General features: G+C 60.9%; 14 protein-coding genes. 10 read left to right on the top strand and 4 right to left on the bottom strand.

Features of this window, described 5'->3' with window-relative positions; translation table 11 throughout:
* Positions 1-140 precede the first annotated feature (140 nt).
* Positions 141-929, bottom strand: a complete 789-nt coding sequence (locus tag BVK86_RS15390) for a thermonuclease family protein (RefSeq protein ID WP_075947233.1) — start codon at positions 927-929, stop codon at positions 141-143.
* A gap of 35 nt (positions 930-964) precedes the next feature.
* Positions 965-1,183 carry a 50S ribosomal protein L31 gene (gene rpmE, locus BVK86_RS15385; protein WP_075947232.1) on the bottom strand — a complete coding sequence of 73 codons (219 nt, stop codon included), beginning with the start codon at positions 1,181-1,183 and terminating at the stop codon, positions 965-967.
* A gap of 220 nt (positions 1,184-1,403) precedes the next feature.
* On the opposite strand from rpmE, the gene BVK86_RS15380 reads away from it, so the two are divergent.
* The 10 genes from BVK86_RS15380 to BVK86_RS15335 all read left to right on the top strand — a co-directional run bounded on the left by BVK86_RS15380 (position 1,404) and on the right by BVK86_RS15335 (position 14,216).
* Positions 1,404-3,623 carry a primosomal protein N' gene (locus BVK86_RS15380; RefSeq protein ID WP_075947231.1) on the top strand — a complete coding sequence of 740 codons (2,220 nt, stop codon included), beginning with the start codon at positions 1,404-1,406 and terminating at the stop codon, positions 3,621-3,623.
* Positions 3,624-3,756: 133 nt separating this feature from the next.
* A complete protein-coding gene (gene argS / locus BVK86_RS15375; RefSeq protein ID WP_075947230.1) occupies positions 3,757-5,493 on the top strand; it encodes an arginine--tRNA ligase in 1,737 nt (578 codons plus the stop codon).
* A 1-nt stretch (position 5,494) separates the two neighbouring features.
* Positions 5,495-6,205, top strand: a complete 711-nt coding sequence (locus BVK86_RS15370) for an SPOR domain-containing protein (protein ID WP_075947229.1) — start codon at positions 5,495-5,497, stop codon at positions 6,203-6,205.
* Positions 6,206-6,423: 218 nt separating this feature from the next.
* Positions 6,424-6,954 carry an ATP-dependent protease subunit HslV gene (hslV, locus tag BVK86_RS15365; RefSeq protein ID WP_075947228.1) on the top strand — a complete coding sequence of 177 codons (531 nt, stop codon included), beginning with the start codon at positions 6,424-6,426 and terminating at the stop codon, positions 6,952-6,954.
* Positions 6,955-7,009: 55 nt separating this feature from the next.
* Positions 7,010-8,347: an ATP-dependent protease ATPase subunit HslU gene (gene hslU / locus BVK86_RS15360; RefSeq protein ID WP_075947227.1), complete on the top strand. Its 1,338-nt coding sequence runs from the start codon at positions 7,010-7,012 to the stop codon at positions 8,345-8,347.
* A gap of 78 nt (positions 8,348-8,425) precedes the next feature.
* Positions 8,426-8,797: a gamma-butyrobetaine hydroxylase family protein gene (locus BVK86_RS15355; RefSeq protein WP_075947226.1), complete on the top strand. Its 372-nt coding sequence runs from the start codon at positions 8,426-8,428 to the stop codon at positions 8,795-8,797.
* A gap of 258 nt (positions 8,798-9,055) precedes the next feature.
* Entirely contained in the window at positions 9,056-10,738 is a 1,683-nt protein-coding gene (gene phaC / locus BVK86_RS15350) for a class II poly(R)-hydroxyalkanoic acid synthase (RefSeq protein WP_075947225.1), read from the top strand.
* Between the two features lie 145 nt (positions 10,739-10,883).
* Complete coding sequence (phaZ, locus tag BVK86_RS15345; protein WP_075947224.1) at positions 10,884-11,738, top strand: poly(3-hydroxyalkanoate) depolymerase; 855 nt, start codon at positions 10,884-10,886, stop codon at positions 11,736-11,738.
* A gap of 114 nt (positions 11,739-11,852) precedes the next feature.
* Positions 11,853-13,535: a class II poly(R)-hydroxyalkanoic acid synthase gene (gene phaC, locus BVK86_RS15340; RefSeq protein ID WP_075947223.1), complete on the top strand. Its 1,683-nt coding sequence runs from the start codon at positions 11,853-11,855 to the stop codon at positions 13,533-13,535.
* Between the two features lie 60 nt (positions 13,536-13,595).
* On the top strand, positions 13,596-14,216 hold the full coding sequence (locus BVK86_RS15335; protein WP_075947222.1) for a TetR/AcrR family transcriptional regulator: 621 nt from the start codon (positions 13,596-13,598) through the stop codon (positions 14,214-14,216).
* Positions 14,217-14,344: 128 nt separating this feature from the next.
* Here BVK86_RS15335 and BVK86_RS15330 read toward each other — a convergent pair whose 3' ends face one another.
* Together BVK86_RS15330 and BVK86_RS15325 are read right to left on the bottom strand one after the other, a co-directional pair.
* The gene (locus tag BVK86_RS15330) at positions 14,345-15,205 is read right to left on the bottom strand and encodes a phasin family protein (RefSeq protein ID WP_075947221.1); all 861 of its coding nucleotides are present in this window, start codon (positions 15,203-15,205) and stop codon (positions 14,345-14,347) included.
* 10 nt (positions 15,206-15,215) lie between these two features.
* A complete protein-coding gene (locus BVK86_RS15325) occupies positions 15,216-15,638 on the bottom strand; it encodes a phasin family protein (RefSeq protein WP_075947220.1) in 423 nt (140 codons plus the stop codon).
* Positions 15,639-15,728: the final 90 nt, after the last annotated feature.

Here is a 15,728-nt window from a genome sequence, read left to right as displayed (position 1 = left end):
GATACGCGCCTCACAAAATCCCCACAAGACTGACCGGTCACCCCTGTCAAGCGCCCGGCCTTACGACTTTGGGCCAAGAGCCGCGGAACACAAGGGATAGACTGTTCACAATCAACAGAAAAAATGTCTACAATTTTTTCTTACGGCGCGACCTGAAGCATCGCCGGGTCGGTCAATGGCAGCACCCATCGCGCCTGACCCTCTTTGAGTCCGCCACGGCGCGAGCGATCCAGTACCCATCCGCGAGCCTCGACTTGCTTGCCTTTGAGGCCCTCCAGCGAAGCCACATCGAAGCGGCTCAGCAAATTGGGTGCAACGCGCAGTACAACCGGGTCCTGCAACTCGATCCAAACCCCGCCACGATTGCGTTGAACCTTGCTCACACGCCCGCTGAGCAGAGCAAAACCGGAGGCGCTGATCTGATCCGCTTTCAGTACAGGCGACTGGCGCCACACACCGAGCCCGGCCTGGCGGGCGCTGCGCTCCGCCGCCTGCTGACAGCTGACCAGATCGACATTCGGCGCGACCGCCACCAAAAACCCAAGGCCTTCGGCAAGCATTTGCGCTTCGAGGCTGGCGCCGTCGGCACCATAGACATGGGCCAGCGTGCGGCCATAGCGGTCTTTGCTTTCCTTACCAGGTTGCAGACTGACCCGCCCGTCGCTTGCCGCCACCAAGGCTTCCAGCCGTTTGCGCGCAGTCACGGCGAACGGTTCGTCGGAGCGACCTTTCTTGCCCAGCTCCGGCGTATTCAAGCCGATCATGCGCACATTGCGGCCATCGCTCAGACGCAGCGTGTCGCCGTCGACCACTCGCTGCACCGTGGCGGATGTCAGGCCGGACGGCGCGGGACAGAAGGCCTGGGCAGCGGAGAGCCAAATCGCGGACACAAAAAAGGCGCCCGCAAGGGACGCCTTTTTTATCAGCATGGAAAAACCGCGACGGCTTCCCAAGTTGATCGGCCTTAGGCCTTTTTCGCGCCGAACGCACCGAAACGGTCTGCGAAACGCTGAACGCGGCCGCCAGTGTCCAGAGTCTTTTGCTTACCGGTGTAGAACGGGTGGCATTCGTTGCAAACGTCGATCGCCATGGCTTTGCCGAAGGTCGAACGAGTTTCGAACTTGTTGCCGCAGCTGCAAGTAACAGCTACTTCTGGGTATTCTGGATGGATATCAGCTTTCATGGTGTCTTCCTCGGGCTAGCGTGCCGCCACCCAACACTATTGTTGAATACCGCACGTAATTAGGCCGCGGATTCTACCAGACAATGCCGATCACGCAAGCTGTCCCTTAGACCGACCGTCTGCTAGGCTCCCGGCCCAATACGCTGATCATCTGCATACAAGCCCGCTCCCACAGGGATCACGCTCAGCCTTTCTTCCCCGCCTAAAGAGACCATCCTGCGTGCCCGACGCCATTTTGCGCCTCGCCCTGCCTTCGCCGCTGCGCCGCCTGTTCGATTACCGCGCGCCAGCCGGCGTGCGGCGCGATCAGTTGCATCCCGGCATGCGCCTGCGAGTGCCGTTTGGCCGGCGCGAGATGATCGGGATCCTGGTCGAGGTCGCTGACACCAGCGAGGTGCCGGCGGAAAAACTCAAGCCCGCACTGGCCTTGCTCGACGCCACACCACCGCTGCCACCGGCGCTGTTCAAACTGTGCCTGTGGACATCCCAGTATTACCAGCACAGCCTCGGCGACACGTTGAGCTGGGCGTTACCGGTACTGCTGCGTCAGGGTGAACTGGCCGAAGCGCGCCAGGAACGCTTCTGGTCCGCCGCGCCGGGCGCGAGCCTCGATGACCCGCGCATCGCTCGCGCCCCGCGTCAACGGGAAGCCCTGGCGACGCTGGCCCAGCACCCCCATGGCGTCGCCCATCAACTGCTGAGCAAACTGATGCTGAGCAAAGACAGCCTGGACCTGCTGCTGGCCAAGGATCTGGTGCAGGTCGAGATTCGCCGCCATGCTCCAGGGGCTCGTCATGAACACTGGCTGGCCCAACCCGAGCTGCCGCTGAACCCGGAACAGCGTGCGGCGTATGAGGCGATCCGCGCCGGGTTCGACAGTTACCACGCGTTCCTGCTGGCCGGCGTCACCGGCAGCGGCAAGACCGAAGTCTACTTGCAGCTCATCCGCGAGACTCTGGAGGCCGGCAAGCAAGCGTTGGTGCTGATCCCGGAAATCAACCTCGGCCCGCAAACCCTGGCGCGCTTCGAGCAGCGCTTCAATGCGCGCATCGCGCTGATCCACTCGGCGGTCAACGATCGCGAACGCCTCGACGCCTGGCTCGCCGCCCGCGATGGCGAGGCCGACATTATTATCGGCACCCGCTCGGCACTGTTCACGCCGATGAAAAACCCGGGGTTGATCATCATCGATGAAGAGCACGACGGCTCTTATAAACAGCAGGAAGGCCTGCGCTACCACGCCCGCGATCTGGCATTGGTGCGCGCGCGACAGGAAAACATCCCGATTGTGCTCGGCTCCGCCACGCCTTCGCTGGAAAGCCTGCACAACGCCTACACCGGCCGATATGGCCTGCTACGCCTGAATGAGCGCGCCGGCGGCGCCAAGCAACCGCGCTTCCTGCGCCTGGACGTAAAAAGCCGTCCGCTGGACAGCGGCATTTCCGGGCCGATGCAACAAGCTATCGGCCAGACCCTGGCTGCCGGCCAGCAGGTACTGGTGTTCCTCAATCGCCGCGGCTTTGCGCCCACCCTGCTTTGCCACGACTGCGGCTGGATGTCCGAGTGCCAGCGCTGCGACGCGCGCATGACCGTGCACCAGCGTTACGGGGAGCTGCGCTGCCACCACTGCGGTTACGTCGAACGCGTGCCCCGCCAATGCCCGAAGTGCAACAAGGTCGATTTGCGTCCGGTGGGTGCCGGCACCGAACGGGCCGAGGAACGCCTGGCGATCCTGTTCCCGGACTACCCGGTATTACGGGTCGATCGCGACAGCACCTCGCGCAAGGACGCGATGAACCAGTTGTTCGCGACCATTCAAAAAGGCCAGCCGTGCATCCTGATCGGCACGCAGATGCTCGCCAAGGGTCACCACTTTCCACGGGTAACGCTGGTGTCGATTCTGGATGCCGACGGCGGGCTGTTCTCCGGCGACTTCCGCGCCAGTGAGCGCATGGCGCAATTGATTGTTCAGGTCGCGGGCCGCGCAGGCCGCGCCGAAGAACCGGGCAAGGTGATCATTCAGACGCACCTGGCCGACCATCCATTGCTGATACAGCTGACCGAGCAAGGTTACTTCGCGTTCGCCGAACAAGCCTTGAGCGAACGTCGCGCCGCAGGCTTGCCGCCGTTTGCGCATCTGGCGTTGTTGCGGGCCGAAGCACACAAACCAGGGCAGGCTGAAGGTTTTCTTGATGAAGCGTGCAGCGAAGCTGAGCGCCTGCTGGCCGAACAGAGCCTGACCGGTATCGAATTGCTCGGGCCGGTGCCGGCTCCGATGGAACGCCGGGCCGGACGTTATCGGGCGCAGTTGCTGCTGCAGGCAACGGCCCGGGCGCCGCTGCATCGATTGCTGGCCAGTTGGTTGCTGGTGCTGGAGCAGATGCCGAGCGGGCGGGCGGTGCGTTGGTCTTTGGATGTGGACCCGGTCGACTTGTATTGATAGCGGTTGATTTGTCACCACACATCCACAACCTGCCTGCTAAGGTTGGCAAGCCCGCCTTCGCAACGGATAATGCCCAGTTTTTCCACCAGCGCATGATGCGCCGCCGCGCCAGCGGTCGAAAGAGAAGACCATGAAAGACACCATTCGCCAGCTGATCCAACAAGCCATCACCCAACTCGTCAACGAAGGTGTGTTGCCTGAAGGCCTGTCGCCGGCGATCCAGGTGGAAAACTCCCGCGACAAGAAGAACGGCGACTTCGCCAGCAACATCGCCATGATGCTGGCTAAACCGGCGGGCATGAAGCCCCGCGACCTGGCGGAAAAAATCATCGCCGCGTTGCCGGCTGACGAAAACGTCAGCAAGACCGAAATCGCCGGCCCTGGCTTCCTGAACTTCTTCCAGAACACCGACGCCCTGGCCTCGCGCCTGGACGCGGCCCTGGCCGATGCCAACATCGGCGTGCGCAAGGCTGGCCCGGTGCAGCGCACCGTGGTCGACCTGTCGGCGCCGAACCTGGCCAAAGAGATGCACGTCGGCCACTTGCGCTCGACCATCATCGGCGACGGCGTGGCCCGCGTGCTGGAACTCCTCGGCGACACCGTGATCCGTCAGAACCACGTCGGCGACTGGGGCACCCAGTTCGGTATGCTGATGGCTTACCTGCAGGAAAACCCGGTCACCAGCGACGAGCTGTCGGACCTGGAAAACTTCTACCGTGCCGCCAAGCAACGCTTCGACGAATCCGAAGAATTCGCCGACCGTGCCCGTGGCCTGGTGGTCAAGCTGCAGGCCGGCGATGCCGATTGCCTGGCGCTGTGGACCAAGTTCAAGGACATCTCGCTGTCCCACTGCCAGAAAATCTACGAACTGCTGAACGTCAAGCTGACCATGGCCGACGTGATGGGCGAAAGCGCCTACAACGACGACCTGATCAACGTGGTCAACGACCTCAAGGCCGCCGGCATGCTGGTCGAGAGCAACGGCGCCCAGTGCGTGTTCCTCGACGAGTTCAAGAATGCCGATGGCGACCCGCTGCCAGTGATCATCGTCAAGGCTGATGGCGGCTACCTCTACGCCACCACCGACCTCGCGGCCGTGCGCTACCGCAGCGGCGTATTGAAAGCCGATCGCGCGCTGTACTTCGTCGACCAGCGTCAGGCCCTGCACTTCCAGCAAGTGTTCGCCGTGGCGCGCAAGGCCGGCTTCGTGACCCATCCGATGGAAATGGAACACATGGGCTTCGGCACCATGAACGGCGCTGATGGCCGTCCATTCAAAACCCGCGATGGCGGCACAGTGAAGCTGATCGACCTGCTGACCGAAGCCCAGGAACGCGCCTACACCCTGGTGAAAGACAAGAACCCGGAACTGGCCGAAGCCGAGTTGCGCAACATCGCCAAGGTGGTGGGTATTGGCGCGGTGAAATACGCCGACCTGTCCAAACACCGCACCAGCGACTACAGCTTCAACTTCGACCTGATGCTGAACTTCGAAGGCAATACCGCGCCGTACTTGCTGTACGCCTACACCCGCGTGGCCGGCGTGTTCCGCAAACTCGGCAAGGACTTCAGCGAGGTCGAAGGCCAGATCGTGCTGGAAGCGCCGCATGAGCACGAGCTGGCAGCGAAACTCGCGCAGTTCGGCGAGGTCCTCAACAACGTGGCCGAAAAAGGCACGCCGCACATCCTCTGCACTTACCTGTATGACGTCGCCGGCCTGTTCTCCAGCTTCTACGAGAACTGCCCGATCCTCGCCGCCGAAACCCCGGAACAAATGCAGAGCCGCCTGCGCCTCGCCGCGTTGACCGGACGTACTCTCAAGCAAGGCCTGGAACTCTTGGGCCTGGAAACACTGGAGCGCATGTAAGTTGGCTGCCAAGAAAAAACCTGCACCCAAGCGTGGCGCCAGCCGTTATCAAGCTCCAGCGAAGCAACCGATCCCGGGTTGGTTGTGGATGGCCATCGGCCTGACGGTCGGAGCGTTCCTCGTGTTCCTGATGAAACTGGAGCCGGGCAAGGGCAGCGATACGGTCAAGCGCGAGAAGGTCGAGCAGCAACAGAAAGCCAGCAAAATCGCCGAGGCCAACAAAACGCCGCCGAGCCCGACGCAACCGGTGAAGCCGAAGTACGACTTCTATACGTTGCTGCCGGAATCGGAGGTCATCGTACCGCCGGATGCCGTGCCGGAGAAAACCCTGCCGACGCCACAAGTGCCGGCCATTCCGACCACGCCGGTGACCCCGGCCGAAGCGGCGAAGATCGACACCGCCCGCGCCCAGGCAGCCCTGGCCGGCATTACGCCGCCGCCCGCGCCGCCGGTGACCAAGGCCGCGCCGGTGACCAAGTTCTTCCTGCAGGCGGGTTCGTTCCGCAAGGAAACTGATGCCGACAAGGTGCGCGCGCAGATCATCCTGCTCGGCCAGGCGGTGGCGGTTGAGTCCGGCACGGTCAAGGACGAAACCTGGTACCGCGTCCTGGTCGGCCCGTTCAGCAACCGCGAGCAACTGACCACCGCGCAGAAACAACTGGCCGGCGCCGGCTTCAGCAACCTGTTGTTACAACAACGCCAGAGCCGCTGAGACCGCATCATCATTCTTCGCGAGCAGGCTCGCTCCCACAGGGTTAGCCTAAATCCTGTGGGAGCGAGCCTGCTCGCGAAGACGTCCTCATAATCACCAAATCCATTTCTGCCCCACACCGTCCGTCCCCTCTCCCACCCCACAGTTGAAATCCACTCCACCACCCCCATATGAATGGGCATAAGGCATTTTCGCCCCGCTGCGTGGAGACTCTTCCCTTGACCACCATCGTTTCAGTTCGCCGCCACGGCAAAGTCGTCATGGGCGGCGACGGCCAGGTTTCGCTTGGCAACACCGTGATGAAAGGCAACGCGAAAAAAGTTCGTCGCCTGTACCACGGCCAGGTCATCGCCGGTTTTGCCGGCGCCACCGCTGACGCCTTTACCCTCTTCGAACGCTTCGAAGGCCAGCTGGAAAAACACCAGGGCCACCTGGTTCGCGCCGCTGTCGAACTCGCCAAAGAATGGCGCACCGACCGTTCCCTGAGCCGTCTCGAAGCCATGCTTGCCGTCGCCAACAAAGATGCTTCCCTGATCATCACCGGCAACGGTGACGTAGTTGAACCCGAAGACGGCCTGATCGCCATGGGTTCCGGCGGCGCCTACGCTCAAGCAGCCGCCAGCGCGCTGCTGAAAAAAACCGGTCTGTCGGCCCGTGAAATCGTCGAAACCGCCCTCGGCATCGCCGGCGACATCTGTGTCTTCACCAACCACACCCAGACCATTGAGGAGCAGGACTGCGCCGAATAAGCCTGTGCAGGCCATCGCGCCACGGCTCATTCTTGCTTGAGGTCCGCCAAATACTATGTCCATGACTCCCCGTGAAATCGTCCACGAACTCAATCGCCATATCATCGGCCAGGACGATGCCAAGCGCGCCGTCGCCATTGCCCTGCGCAATCGCTGGCGCCGGATGCAGCTGCCTGAAGAGCTGCGCGTTGAAGTCACGCCGAAGAACATCCTGATGATCGGCCCGACCGGTGTCGGTAAAACCGAGATCGCCCGTCGCCTGGCCAAGCTGGCCAACGCGCCGTTCATCAAGGTCGAAGCGACCAAGTTCACCGAAGTCGGCTACGTTGGCCGTGATGTCGAATCGATCATTCGCGACCTCGCCGATGCCGCCATCAAACTCCTGCGCGAACAGGAAATCGTCAAGGTCCGCCACCGCGCCGAAGACGCCGCCGAAGAGCGCATTCTCGATGCGCTGCTGCCGCCGCCACGCATGGGTTTCAGCAACGACGACGCCCCGACTGCCGACTCCAACACCCGCCAGCTGTTCCGCAAACGCCTGCGTGAAGGTCAGCTGGATGACAAGGAGATCGAAATCGAAGTCGCCGAGATGGCCGGCGTCGATATCTCCGCGCCTCCGGGCATGGAAGAAATGACCAACCAGCTGCAAAGCCTGTTCGCCAATATGGGCAAAGGCAAAAAGAAGGCTCGCAAGCTCAAGGTCAAAGAAGCGCTGAAACTGGTGCGTGACGAAGAAGCCGGCCGACTGGTCAACGATGACGAGTTGAAGGCCAAGGCCCTGGAAGCCGTCGAGCAACACGGTATCGTGTTCATCGACGAAATCGACAAGGTCGCCAAACGTGGCAATTCCGGTGGCGTCGACGTGTCCCGCGAAGGCGTGCAACGCGACCTGCTGCCGCTGATCGAAGGCTGCACCGTCAACACCAAACTGGGCATGGTCAAGACCGATCACATCCTGTTCATTGCGTCGGGTGCCTTCCACCTGAGCAAGCCGAGCGATCTGGTGCCTGAACTGCAAGGTCGCCTGCCGATTCGTGTCGAGCTCAAGGCGCTGTCGCCGGAAGATTTCGAGCGCATCCTCAGCGAGCCGCACGCCTCGCTCACCGAGCAATACTGCGCACTGCTGAAAACCGAAGGCCTGGGCATCGAGTTCCAGCCGAGCGGCATCAAGCGCATCGCCGAGATCGCCTGGCAGGTCAACGAAAAAACCGAGAACATCGGTGCCCGTCGCCTGCACACGCTGCTCGAGCGTCTGCTCGAAGAGGTGTCGTTCAGTGCCGGCGACCTGGCCAGCAGCCATGACGGCAAGGTTATCCAGATCGACGCCGACTACGTCAACAGCCACCTCGGTGAATTGGCGCAGAACGAAGACCTGTCGCGCTATATTCTGTAGAGCAGCAAGCGGCAAGCTACATGCGGCAAGCTGAGTTAAGCTTGCTGCTTGTAGCTTTTCCGCCCAAGGCTCCTTCCCATGATTCCCACCGACATCAAACTGCACAAAGCCTCGAAAACCCTGACGCTCAAATATGCGTCCGGCGAGGAATACACCTTGCCCGCCGAATTCTTGCGCGTGCACTCTCCTTCCGCCGAGGTCCAGGGCCACGGCAAACCTGTCCTGCAATTTGGCAAGATCAACGTAGGCCTGAGCAAGGTAGAACCGGCCGGTCAGTACGCACTGAAACTGACCTTCGACGACGGCCACGACAGCGGCCTGTTCACCTGGGAATACCTGTACGAGCTGGGGCGACGTCATGACGCGCTCTGGGAAGATTATCTTGCCGAGCTAAAAGCGGCCGGAAAAACCCGCGACCCCAACGAGTCCGTCGTCAAGCTGATGCTCTAGCCTGAGCCTCTTGCTCTTTAGAGGGCATTTTCTAATTTCATCTGTTTGAATGCTCCGCTTCAGGGTCGGCGTTTGGCCTGCTTGCGAAAAAAATTAAACTCGGGTAACCAATGGAGCTGGCAAGTTCCCTGCAGTGCTCTCTGCGAACAAAAAGCAGCGATGCAGTATTAACGGTCACCCGAGCAGTAGTACCTGGCATTGGCTGTGTGACTGCACAGCAGGTCCCGGTACTCGTCTCAGGACAATGGAGCGTCGTAGATGAGTAACAAGAATAACGATGACTTGAAATATCAGGCCTCGGAAAACACCTTGGGACTGAATCCTGTCGTTGGGCTGCGTGGAAAGGATCTACTGGCTTCTGCTCGAATGGTGCTCAGGCAGGCCATCAAGCAACCGGTGCACAGCGCCAAGCATGTTGCGCATTTCGGCCTTGAACTCAAGAATGTGCTGTTCGGTAAATCCGAGCTGCAACCGACCAGCGATGACCGTCGCTTCGCGGATCCGGCCTGGAGCCAGAACCCGCTTTATAAACGTTATCTGCAAACCTACCTGGCGTGGCGCAAGGAACTCCACGACTGGATCGACGACAGCAACCTCGCGCCCAAGGACGTCGCCCGCGGGCACTTCGTGATCAACCTGATGACCGAAGCGTTTGCCCCAACCAACACGGCGGCCAACCCTGCAGCGGTCAAACGCTTTTTCGAAACCGGCGGCAAAAGCCTGCTCGACGGTCTCTCGCATCTGGCCAAGGACATGGTGCACAACGGCGGCATGCCGAGCCAGGTCAACATGGGTGCGTTCGAGGTCGGAAAAAGCCTGGGCGTGACCGAAGGTGCGGTAGTGTTCCGCAATGATGTGCTGGAGCTGATCCAGTACAAGCCGATTACCGAACAAGTCCACGAGCGCCCGCTGCTGGTGGTGCCGCCGCAAATCAACAAGTTCTATGTTTTCGACCTGAGCCCGGACAAGAGCCTGGCGCGGTTCTGCCTGCGCAACAACGTGCAGACCTTCATCGTCAGCTGGCGCAACCCGACCAAGGAGCAGCGCGAGTGGGGCCTGTCGACCTACATCGAGGCGCTCAAGGAAGCGGTCGACGTGGTCACCGCCATCACCGGCAGCAAAGACGTGAACATGCTCGGCGCCTGCTCCGGCGGCATTACCTGCACCGCGCTGCTGGGCCACTACGCCGCGATCGGCGAGAACAAGGTCAATGCCCTCACCCTGCTGGTCAGCGTGCTCGACACGACCCTGGACAGCGACGTGGCCCTGTTCGTCGACGAGCAGACCCTCGAGACCGCCAAGCGCCATTCGTATCAGGCCGGCGTGCTGGAAGGCCGCGACATGGCGAAAGTCTTCGCCTGGATGCGCCCCAACGACCTGATCTGGAACTACTGGGTCAACAACTACCTGCTGGGCAACGAGCCGCCGGTGTTCGACATCCTGTTCTGGAACAACGACACCACACGGTTGCCGGCAGCGTTCCACGGCGACTTGATCGAGATGTTCAAAAACAACCCATTGATCCGCTCCAATGCACTGGAAGTGTGCGGCACGCCAATTGACCTCAAGCAGGTCACCGCCGATATCTTTTCCCTGGCCGGCACCAATGACCACATCACGCCGTGGAAGTCTTGCTACAAGTCGGCACAGCTGTTCGGTGGCAACGTTGAATTCGTGCTGTCCAGCAGTGGGCATATCCAGAGCATCCTGAACCCGCCGGGCAACCCGAAATCGCGCTACATGACCAGCACCGAGAAAATGGCCACCAGTGCCGAGGAGTGGCAAGAGAACTCCACCAAGCACACCGACTCCTGGTGGCTGCATTGGCAGGCGTGGCAGGCCCAGCGTTCGGGCGACATGAAGAAGGCCCCGGCAAAACTGGGCAACAAAGCCTATCCGGCGGGCGAAGCAGCGCCGGGCACATATGTACATGAGCGGTAACTGACACACCCCGCGCCACTGTGGGAGCGAGCCTGCTCGCGAATGCGATCTGTCTGCGGCACAGGCGTCGACTGACACAACGCTATCGCGAGCAGGCTCGCTCCTGCAGGGGGATCGGGGATGAATTCATAAACAGGGCTTGAGCATGCCGCATCCGTTCATATTCCGTACCGTCGACCTGGATGGCCAGACCCTCCGCACGGCAGTACGTCCCGGCAAGCCTCACTTGACGCCCCTGCTGATTTTCAATGGCATCGGCGCCAACCTTGAGCTGGTGTTTCCGTTCGTCGCGGCGCTGGATCCGGACCTGGAGGTCATCGCGTTCGACGTCCCCGGTGTCGGTGGTTCGTCGACGCCGAACCGGCCTTATCGTTTTCCGGGCCTGGCCAAACTCACGGCGCGGATGCTCGATTATCTCGACTACGGACAGGTCAATGTGATCGGCGTGTCGTGGGGCGGCGCCCTTGCGCAGCAATTCGCTTACGACTATCCCGAGCGTTGCAAGAAGCTGGTGCTGGCGGCCACGGCGGCAGGCGCGGTGATGGTACCGGGCAAACCGAAAGTGTTGTGGATGATGGCCAGCCCACGACGCTACATCCAGCCGTCCCACGTGATCCGCATCGCCCCGATGATTTACGGCGGCTCGTTCCGTCGCGACCCGACGCTGGCCGCCAGCCATGCCGCGAAAGTGCGTTCGGCGGGCAAGCTCGGTTACTACTGGCAGTTGTTCGCCGGTCTTGGCTGGACCAGCATTCACTGGCTGCACAAGATCAACCAGCCGACTCTCGTGCTGGCAGGTGACGACGACCCGCTGATCCCGCTGGTCAACATGCGCTTGCTGGCCTGGCGCATTCCCAATGCCCAGTTGCACATCATCGATGACGGCCATCTGTTCCTGATTACCCGGGCCGAAGCGGTGGCGCCGATCATCATGAAATTTCTCGAGGAAGAACGTCAGCGTGCAGTGATGCATCCGCATCCGTCGCCATTGGGCGGCTAAACCGCCCAATGTCGGTCGGCAGGACGCCGCGCCGCGCAACAACCGGTTACAGCGTCTATGGTGTTCTGGTTCGGTGTGTTTGTTTTTGGCCTGAAGACGAAGGAGTGTTGACTGATGCGTGACAAACCAGCGAGGGACTCGTTGCCCACTCCCGCCGCGTTCATCAACGCACAGAGTGCGATTACCGGTCTGCGCGGCCGGGATCTGATTTCGACGTTGCGCAGCGTTGCCGCCCATGGTTTGCGCAACCCGTTGCACACCGCTCGGCACGCCTTGAAACTAGGCGGGCAATTGGGCCGCGTATTGCTGGGCGATACCCTGCACCCGACCAACCCCCACGACAGTCGTTTCGCCGACCCGGCCTGGAGCCTCAATCCGTTTTATCGTCGCAGCCTGCAGGCCTACCTGGCCTGGCAGAAAGAGGTCAAAAGCTGGATCGACGAAAGCAACATGAGCCCGGACGATCGCGCCCGCGCGCACTTTGCCTTCGCCTTGCTCAACGATGCCGTGTCGCCGTCCAACAGCCTGCTCAACCCGCTGGCGATCAAGGAAATCTTCAACTCCGGCGGCAACAGCCTGGTGCGCGGGATCAGCCATCTGGTTGACGACTTGCTGCACAACGACGGCTTGCCCCGGCAGGTCACCAGGCAGGCATTCGAGGTCGGCAAGACCGTCGCCACCACCCCAGGCGCCGTGGTGTTTCGCAATGAGCTGCTGGAGCTGATCCAGTACAAGCCGATGAGCGAAAAGCAATATTCCAAACCGCTGCTGGTGGTGCCGCCGCAAATCAACAAGTACTACATTTTCGATTTGAGCCCGCATAACAGCTTCGTCCAGTTCGCGCTCAAGAACGGCCTGCAAACCTTCATGATCAGTTGGCGCAACCCGGATGTGCGCCATCGCGAATGGGGCCTGTCGACTTACGTTGAAGCGGTCGAAGAAGCCCTGAATGTCTGCCGCGCGATCACCGGCGCCCGCGAGGTCAACCTGATGGGCGCCTGCGCCGGCGGACTGACCATCGCCGCGCTGCAAGGTCACCTGCAAGCCAAGCGACAATTGCGCCGTGTCTCCAGCGCGACCTATCTGGTGAGCCTGCTCGACAGCCAGCTGGATTCCCCGGCGACCCTGTTCGCCGACGAACAGACCCTCGAAGCCGCCAAACGTCGCTCCTATCAAAAAGGCGTGCTCGATGGCCGCGACATGGCCAAGGTCTTCGCCTGGATGCGGCCCAATGATTTGATCTGGAGCTACTTCGTCAACAACTACCTGCTGGGCAAGGAGCCGCCCGCGTTCGACATTCTCTACTGGAACAACGACAACACGCGTCTACCGGCGGCCCTGCATGGCGACTTGCTGGACTTCTTCAAGCACAACCCGCTGAGCCATCCGGGCGGCCTTGAAGTGTGCGGCACGCCGATCGACCTGCAGAAGGTCACCGTCGACAGCTTCAGCGTCGCCGGGATCAACGACCACATCACGCCGTGGGATGCGGTGTATCGCTCGACGTTGCTGCTGGGTGGCGAGCGCCGCTTCGTGCTGTCCAACAGTGGCCATGTGCAGAGCATCCTCAACCCGCCGAGCAACCCGAAAGCCAACTACGTCGAGAACGGCAAGCTGAGCAGCGACCCACGGGCCTGGTACTACGACGCCAAGCGTGTCGATGGCAGTTGGTGGACGCAATGGCTGGACTGGATACAGCAACGCTCCGGGGCGCAAAAGGAAACCCACATGGCCCTCGGCAACCAGAACTATCCACCGATGGAGGCGGCGCCCGGTACTTACGTGCGCGTGCGCTGACGTTCAAACGAACCACGGTCGATGTCGGCCGTGGCAGGACCCGAACATTAAGAAGACTGGATGAAAACCCGCGACCGCATCCTCGAATGTGCCCTGCTGTTGTTTAATCAGAAGGGTGAACCGAACGTTTCCACCATGGAAGTTGCCAATGAAATGGGCATCAGCCCGGGCAACCTCTACTACCACTTCCACGGCAAGGAGCCACTGATTCTCGGGTTGTTCGAACGTTTTCAGGCCGAGCTGGCCCCGCTGCTCGACCCACCGGCGGACGTCGAACTGGCTCCCGAGGATTACTGGCTGTTCCTGCACCTGATCGTCGAACGCCTGGCCCACTACCGCTTTCTGTTCCAAGACCTGTCGAACCTTGCCGGGCGCCTGCCGAAACTGGCCAAGGGCATTCGCAATTTACTCAATGCGCTCAAGCGCACGTTGGCCTCGTTGCTGGCGCGCTTGCAGGCTCAGGGGTTATTGGTCAGTGAAACGCAAGCGCTGGGGCAGTTGGTGGAGCAAATCACCATGACGCTGCTGTTCTCGCTGGACTATCAGCGGATTCTCGATCGAGAGGGAGAAGTACGATTGGTGGTTTACCAGATCATGATGCTGGTGGCGCCGCACCTGTTGCCGCCGATCAAGGCCGCGACAGAACAACTGGCCCTTCAATACCTGGAAGTACACGAGTAGCGCTGATCACATCAATCCCTGCTCGCGAGCAGGCTCGCTCCCACATGGAGTTTGTGGTGTTTTCAAAATGACGCACAAACAAAAACGCCCGACCTTGGCAGGCCGGGCGTTTTCTTGAGCCCTGAGAATCAGGACTGACTGGTTGGCGTCGACGAAGCCGGCGCGGCAGTCGGGGTGACAGCTGGGGTCGGTGCAGTCGCGGAGTTCGATGCGCTGACCGGAGCGGCTGCCGGGGTTGCCGGTTTGGCCGCTGCCACTACTGGCTTGGCGGCAGCTTTTGGAGCCGCCGGCTTTTTCACCGCTGGCTTCTTCGCAGCAGCCGGTTTGGCCGCTGGCTTGGCTGCAGGTTTAGCTGCGGCGGTTTTTGCGGCCGGTTTGGCGGCTGCCTTGGCGGCCGGCTTGGCAGCCGCTTTGGCAGCGACTGGTTTGGCCGCTGGCTTGGCAGCTGCAGGTTTAGCGGCAGCCGTTTTGGCCGCTGGCTTGGCAGCAGGTTTGGCTGCAGCTTTTACCAACGGTTTAGCCGCGGTTTTTGCAGCCGGTTTGGCCGCTGCGGTTTTCGCCGCTGCTGGCGCAACCTTGGCACCGGTGAGTTTTTCGATTTGCTTGGTCAGGGTATCGACCTTGCTGTGCAGTGCCTTGACTTCGTTGCGGCTCGGTACGCCCAGACGCGAAATGGCGCTGTTCAGACGCTTGTCGAAAGCGCCTTCGAGCTCATCCCACTTGCCCAGTGCGCGGTCTTTCACGCCGCTGATGCGCGATTTGGCCGAAGAAGCGGAGTCCTTGGCGGCGTCGACTTTTTTGCCAACGGCGCTCTTGGTGAGCTTCTCGGCTTTCTCGCCGTCCTTAACCAATGCATCGAAGAGTTTGCTGCCGTCAGTGTCGATCTTCGAGTACACGCCTAAACCAGCCAGCCAGATTTTCCGGGAGTAGTCTTCGACCTTCCCGATCCACGAGCTGCCTTCTTTTTCGGTGTTCTTTTTAACAGCCATCCCGTTCTCCTTAAGATTTACGCGCGACACGTTCGAGCAATGCCGTCAGCTCATCGAGCTTAGCAGAGAGTGTCTCAACGTCATGTTTAGACGGAATGCCGATACGATTCAAGGCACTTGCGACACGCGTGTCGAACGCCTTCTCGACCTTGTCGAGTTGAACTTCGACCTTGCCCTTGAATGTAGTGACTTCATTCTTGGCGTCGTCGATCTCGGCATTGGCCGCTTCGAGCTTCTCAGCGACCACTTTTTTGCCTTTCTTTTCAACAGTTTGGCCAGCTTTCACCAACTCTTGAAAGTAATCGCTGCCCTCTTGGCCCACCTTGGCGTAGGCACCCAGGCCTGCCAGCCAGACCTTGCGGGCATAGGATTTGACGTCGCCCAGCGCACTGGTCGATGCGTCGATTTTTTTCTTCAAAATAACGTTGGCCATGGTCCACCTCACGCGCAGAAGGTTTGAGGAACTGCCCGGGAAAAGTGTCGGGCTCTGGCACAAAGTAGGGAGAAAAATTAGAAACGGCAC

Origin of the sequence: Pseudomonas reinekei (genome assembly GCF_001945365.1) — a bacterium.
Lineage (GTDB): Bacteria > Pseudomonadota > Gammaproteobacteria > Pseudomonadales > Pseudomonadaceae > Aquipseudomonas > Aquipseudomonas reinekei.
This window is presented reverse-complemented; position numbering and strand designations above follow the sequence as displayed.

What these genes read in the sequence shown, in the direction of transcription:
- BVK86_RS15390 (WP_075947233.1), bottom strand. Translation starts at nt 929, where the DNA reads ATGCTGATAAAAAAGGCGTCCCTTGCGGGCGCCTTTTTTGTGTCCGCG.
- rpmE (WP_075947232.1), bottom strand. Translation starts at nt 1,183, where the DNA reads ATGAAAGCTGATATCCATCCAGAATACCCAGAAGTAGCTGTTACTTGC.
- argS (WP_075947230.1), top strand. Translation starts at nt 3,757, where the DNA reads ATGAAAGACACCATTCGCCAGCTGATCCAACAAGCCATCACCCAACTC.
- hslU (WP_075947227.1), top strand. Translation starts at nt 7,010, where the DNA reads ATGTCCATGACTCCCCGTGAAATCGTCCACGAACTCAATCGCCATATC.
- BVK86_RS15355 (WP_075947226.1), top strand. Translation starts at nt 8,426, where the DNA reads ATGATTCCCACCGACATCAAACTGCACAAAGCCTCGAAAACCCTGACG.
- phaC (WP_075947225.1), top strand. Translation starts at nt 9,056, where the DNA reads ATGAGTAACAAGAATAACGATGACTTGAAATATCAGGCCTCGGAAAAC.
- phaZ (WP_075947224.1), top strand. Translation starts at nt 10,884, where the DNA reads ATGCCGCATCCGTTCATATTCCGTACCGTCGACCTGGATGGCCAGACC.
- phaC (WP_075947223.1), top strand. Translation starts at nt 11,853, where the DNA reads ATGCGTGACAAACCAGCGAGGGACTCGTTGCCCACTCCCGCCGCGTTC.
- BVK86_RS15335 (WP_075947222.1), top strand. Translation starts at nt 13,596, where the DNA reads ATGAAAACCCGCGACCGCATCCTCGAATGTGCCCTGCTGTTGTTTAAT.
- BVK86_RS15330 (WP_075947221.1), bottom strand. Translation starts at nt 15,205, where the DNA reads ATGGCTGTTAAAAAGAACACCGAAAAAGAAGGCAGCTCGTGGATCGGG.
- BVK86_RS15325 (WP_075947220.1), bottom strand. Translation starts at nt 15,638, where the DNA reads ATGGCCAACGTTATTTTGAAGAAAAAAATCGACGCATCGACCAGTGCG.